The following is a 4,782-nucleotide window of genomic DNA, read 5'->3' on the forward strand; positions in this document are numbered from 1 at the left end:
TATCGACGGCGACGCGGGGTCGCGCCCGTGGGGCGGAGGATAGTCGTGATGGAGGCGGGTGACCAGGGGGCGGGCGCTTCCGCCGCGGAAGTGGGGATGTTCCGCGGGGGGAGCGGAATCGGCTCCTGCGACGCATTGGCCAACGGGCGAACGGCTGGTATCATCTCTGACTCCCGCCTCGGGCCAGCCTCTCGTAACGTTTGACGTTAATAACGCGTAGCGTTACCATCCTCGATGATCCGAAACCTGCGTGGCCGCTTGGCTCGTGAATGTCGAGATCGTCGACTACCATTGAGGTTTGCGAGATGGCAAGACGTTCGCCGGTCCACCCCGGCGAGATCCTGGTGGAGGAGTTCCTCGAGCCGCTCGGGCTGTCGCAGTACCGAGTGGCCAAGGACATCAGCGTGCCGCCGCGACGTATCAACGAAATCGTCCACGGCACACGGGCGATCACCGTCGACACCGCACTGCGGCTCGCTCGCTACTTCGGCACGTCCGACGTCTTCTGGATGAATCTCCAGATGCGTTACGATCTCGAGATCGAGAGGGATCGCCTGGGAAAGCGTCTCCAACGCGAGGTGGTCGTTCACCGGCAGTGACGCTTCCGCGGCGGAAGTGGGGATGTTCCGCGGGGGAAGCGACGGCGCACGCCGCCACCCCTCACTCCATCACCCCTCGCTCCCAACCTCCTCACGCCGCACGCGGCGGCCGTCCTCGCCGCGTTCGCGGCCGTCCCACACGGCAGGATGTTCCTCGCGGTACTGTTCGACCGGCATCGTGCCGGTGATCCACGAGGGATTCATGGGGTAGACCTCGGGCTTGAAGATCGTGGCGTAGAAGTGCCAGACGGCGATGGCGAGGGTGGCGAGCCAGGCCTCCCAGAAGTGGACGACCCAGGCGACCTCGATGGAGCCGCGGGGGAGCACGCCGATCAGCCAGTCGTCGAACCACAGCGCGAATCCGCTCAGGACCATCACGGCGGCGCCCCACACCAGGGCCCAGTACTCGGCCTTCTCCACGTACGTGAAGCGCCCGGCCTCGGGTTCGTCGCGCCGTAGGCGGAGGTTGTAGGCGATCTGCTGGAAGAAGAAGCGGAAGTCGCGCGGTCGCGGGGTGATGTCGACGAAGAAGCCGCGGCCGCGGCGCGAGGCCACCAGGAAGACCAAGTGCCAGACGATGGTCAGCACGAACAACACGGCGGCGATGCGGTGGATGATCCCGCGCATGGCGAAGCCGCCCTCCCAACCGAAGAGCAGGGTGGCGAACCAGGTCTGGTCGTAGACCAGCGCGAAGCCGGTGATCACCAGCACGGTGAAGCTGAGCGCCAGGGCGGCGTGCATCCAGACCTCGTCGGTGCGCATGCGGCGCACGCGCGGGCGGGTCTTCGCGTGGTCGATCAGGTGTCGGGCGAGGTCGATCAGCCAGTGCACGACCATCAGGCCGATGATGATCACGATCGCCGCGATGTAGACGTCCTCGATCGTCGTCGCGACCTGCGTGTGGTAGGGCGATTCGTCGTCCGCGGTGTGGATCGGGATGCCAGCCATCTCCGCCGAGATGCCTTCGTGGCACGCCCCGCAGGTGTCGACCAGGTTGTCCGGATGCACGCGCGAGCGTGGGTCGCCGGGAGGGAGGATTCCGTGCACGCCGTGGCACGACGCGCAGTTGGCGACCTCGGTGTCGCCGGCCTGTGCCTTCATTCCGTGGTAGCTGTCCTCGAACGAGGCGACCACCCCGGCCTCCACGCCGTACCGACTGTTCAACAGCACCGATTCGTGGCACGGGGCGCAGGTCTGTCCGGCCACGTGCGTGGGCGAGACCGGCGAGCCTGGTGCACCAGTGGGCACGATCTCGTGCTCGCCGTGGCAGGTGGTGCACGTCGGCGCGTCGGTTTCTCCGCGGGCGTTGAGCCGGCCGTGGATGCCGATCTCGTAGTGGTCCAGGACGTCGGCGTGGCACCGCCCGCACGTGTTCGCCACCTCGAAGAAGTGGATCGGCGAGTCGGCCGGCCCGCGACCCGGGATCGCGTGGACGTTGTCGGACATGGAGTGGCAGTCGACGCACGTGGCCGCCGGCACGCCGTCCGCCGACGTCTTCGGCCCGTGCACGCTGCGCGCGTAGGCGTCGAGCCGCGTCTTCACCAGGTGGTGGTCTTCGGCGAACGTCGCCGATCCGTGACAGGTGTTGCACGAAGCGGGCTGTCGCCGCGCGTGGACACGTGAGGTCGTATCGGTGACGGCCACGATCGTGTGACTTCCGTGACAGTCCGCGCAGTTCGGCGCCTCGGTCGCCGGCGTGGCCTCGAGTACCCCGTGCGAGGAGTAGGCGTCGGCGACGTCGGAGTGGCACTGGCGGCACGCCCGCCCCGGCGGCGGGCCCACCTCGTCGGCGTGCGGGACGACGTCCTTGCCCGCATGGCACGGAGTGCAGCCCATCCCGGCGTGGATCGATTCCTGGAGACGGTCGGCGTAGGCCGCACCCGTCTCGGGTTCGTGACACTCTGCGCAGTCCGGGGCCGCCTGTCCGGCCGTCGGTCCCATCAGGAGGAGGACGACGACGAGGACCGGCCAGTACGAACGGAAAGTCGACATGACGTCGCCGGGGTCGCGGGTCACCGGAGGCGGACCGCGTCAGTGTTCCCGAAGTGTGGTGCGAGCCGGGACCGGGGGATGTCCGTCGTCGACGTCGGGCGCTACCCCACCACGTACCGCGCCAGGACTTTCTGGACGGCCACGATCGCCCCGTCGTCCTTGAACTGCTTGACCAGCGGCTCGGTGCGGCTCGAGATGAAGATCTTCATCTCGGCGTCGCGGTCGAAGTGCCCCTTCGACTCGGTCATGAAGTGGCTGATCGAGCGATAGGGAATCGAGTGGTACTCCGATTTCTTGCCCGTCACGCCCTGCTTGTCGATCAGGATCAGGCGCTTGTCGGTGAAGACGATCAGATCGCGCAGCAGTTTGAAGGCGTGTTCGACCTGCTCGCCGTCGATCATGATCGCGTCGAGATCCTGCTCGACCTTCGAGACGTCGACTTCGCTGGCGTTGCCGCTGAGAGCGGAGAGGAGGCCCATGGCAGTGTGTCCTTCGGTTCGGGCCGTTTCGGGCGTGGTGGGCAGCGTGGCGAGCGCTGCGCCGGATGCGCGGGGATCCCCCGCGCATTGCGACTCGGAAGGAAAGTCGTAGCGAAGATCGTTCCGTTACGCGGAAACCGGTTACGGAAGTGTGACGGGATCGTCGTCGAGGACGACGGGTGCGAGACTTCGGCGCCTGGGACTTGATCGACGCACCGCGGTCGGGGATGCTCGGGCCGTTGCCCATGATCCGTGTTCGTTTCCTGGAAGCCGCGTTCGTTTCCCGGAAGTTGCGTTCATTCCCTGCAAGCCGCGTTCATTCCCCAGAAGCCGCGTTCATTCCCACCCCCTTACCGACGAGGTGACGCGATCCATGGCCCAGCCCCGCTTCCTGCTGCACGCGCGTGACTACCGCTACCCGGTGTTCGAGGTCGACGACCTGTACGTGATCGAGGCCGATGGCGACGAGACCCTCGTCCGCCTGCGCGCGAGGAAGCGACGGCGCGACGTGCGCTCGTTCGGCGAGGTGCTCGCGCGGCTCGAGCCGCACGGCTTCGTGGAGATCTACCGCGGCATCGCCGTGAACGCGGCGCACGTGCGGGAGCTGCGCCGCGACGCCGACGAAGCACGGTGGGAGGTGCGCATGCGGCCGCCGGTGAATCTGGTGCTGCCGGTGGCAGAGCGGCGGGTCGCGAGGGTGCGGAAGGTGTTGGCAGGGTGAAGTCGGCTCGGTAGGAAGATGATGGTTGGGGACGAGGTGGGGATGTTCCGCGGTGGAAGCGGGCGCGTCGAAGAGGACGCGCGTGTGGATGTTGGTGACCTGCGACTACGGCTGCGGCCACGACTGCGACAGCATGCGTCCCCTGGCCGCATCCCAGCTCGAGACCTGATCGGGATCCGCACGATACTCGGCGAGTCGCCGCTTCAGGTCGTTGCGCTGGGAGGGTGTCAGCCAGACGGCATCGGGGTCGGACGCGATCGAGTCCCACAGCTCCTGGAGCTTGCGGATTCTGGTCTCGAGATCGAGCGCCTCGAATTCGGACTGCCAGTTCCGACGTTCCATGGAGCGACGATACCGCTGTGTGAGATCCGGGGCAATGGGTCGAGGCCGGGTCGCCGAGAATCGTGCCGTTCGCGTGACAGGTGGAAGCGAGAATTCGGGTGGCGGCACCCGTGGGTGTCGAGCTTGGGGACGGCACGAGAAACTCCCGCCGCGGACTCGGGCGCGATGGTGACGTCATTGCGCCCGGTCGCGACGACATGCTGGTTTCCGGTTCGCATTGCATGGAGTCGAAAATGCTCTCCAGCCTCCCGGATCGAGTCCGGCGTGGAGCAAGGAACTGGCGCGTCGGATCGAGTCGATCGACCGAGGGGCCGAGCTCCTGGTCCCGTGGTCCGAGGCGAGGCGCCGGATCCTGGCGGAAGGGTAGCACGCCGATCGTCGTGTTCCGCCCGCGCACACCCTGTGGAAGTTCCACCCCGGAACCCCGCTGCCCATCGAAACAAGGTCGGGGCACCGCCACTGCGATGCCCCGAACCGGATCGTCGCCCTCACGAGCGACGAGCACTGTGAACCGGATCTACTCCAACAACGTCACCTTCTCCGTGACGACGCGGCTGTCGGTCTCGAGCCGCACGAAGTAGATCCCGCTCGCGACGTCGGTCGGCGCCCACGACAGCGCGCGCTCGGCGCCGGTTCCGATCCCGTCGAA

At 67.1% G+C, this 4,782-nt stretch carries 5 protein-coding genes; 2 read left to right on the forward strand and 3 right to left on the reverse strand.

All coding sequences use genetic code 11. The features are described from left to right. The first annotated feature begins 305 nt into the window (after nt 1–305). Entirely contained in the window at nt 306–599 is a 294-nt protein-coding gene (locus VKA86_18675; protein HKK73231.1) for a HigA family addiction module antitoxin, read from the forward strand. Nucleotides 600–668: 69 nt separating this feature from the next. On the opposite strand, the gene VKA86_18680 is transcribed toward VKA86_18675, so the two are convergent. Beyond that, nucleotides 669–2,591, reverse strand: coding sequence for a cytochrome b/b6 domain-containing protein (locus VKA86_18680; protein HKK73232.1), 1,923 nt, complete (start codon nt 2,589–2,591; stop codon nt 669–671). A gap of 101 nt (nt 2,592–2,692) precedes the next feature. Further along, a complete protein-coding gene (locus tag VKA86_18685) occupies nt 2,693–3,070 on the reverse strand; it encodes a PH domain-containing protein (GenBank protein ID HKK73233.1) in 378 nt (125 codons plus the stop codon). Nucleotides 3,071–3,443: 373 nt separating this feature from the next. Between VKA86_18685 and VKA86_18690 the strand changes: the two genes are divergently transcribed. After that, nucleotides 3,444–3,791: a LytTR family transcriptional regulator DNA-binding domain-containing protein gene (locus tag VKA86_18690; GenBank protein ID HKK73234.1), complete on the forward strand. Its 348-nt coding sequence runs from the start codon at nt 3,444–3,446 to the stop codon at nt 3,789–3,791. 105 nt (nt 3,792–3,896) lie between these two features. Here the strand turns inward: VKA86_18690 and VKA86_18695 are convergent, their stop codons facing one another. Next, a complete protein-coding gene (locus VKA86_18695; GenBank protein HKK73235.1) occupies nt 3,897–4,133 on the reverse strand; it encodes an addiction module protein in 237 nt (78 codons plus the stop codon). Nucleotides 4,134–4,782: the final 649 nt, after the last annotated feature.

The sequence above is a fragment of the Candidatus Krumholzibacteriia bacterium genome, assembly GCA_035268685.1.
Classification (GTDB): Bacteria; Krumholzibacteriota; Krumholzibacteriia; order JAJRXK01; family JAJRXK01; genus JAJRXK01.

Excerpts from the sequence above, each read along its gene's own strand:
- VKA86_18685 (HKK73233.1), bottom strand. The coding sequence starts at position 3,070 with ATGGGCCTCCTCTCCGCTCTCAGCGGCAACGCCAGCGAAGTCGACGTC.
- VKA86_18680 (HKK73232.1), bottom strand. The coding sequence starts at position 2,591 with ATGTCGACTTTCCGTTCGTACTGGCCGGTCCTCGTCGTCGTCCTCCTC.
- VKA86_18690 (HKK73234.1), top strand. The coding sequence starts at position 3,444 with ATGGCCCAGCCCCGCTTCCTGCTGCACGCGCGTGACTACCGCTACCCG.
- VKA86_18675 (HKK73231.1), top strand. The coding sequence starts at position 306 with ATGGCAAGACGTTCGCCGGTCCACCCCGGCGAGATCCTGGTGGAGGAG.
- VKA86_18695 (HKK73235.1), bottom strand. The coding sequence starts at position 4,133 with ATGGAACGTCGGAACTGGCAGTCCGAATTCGAGGCGCTCGATCTCGAG.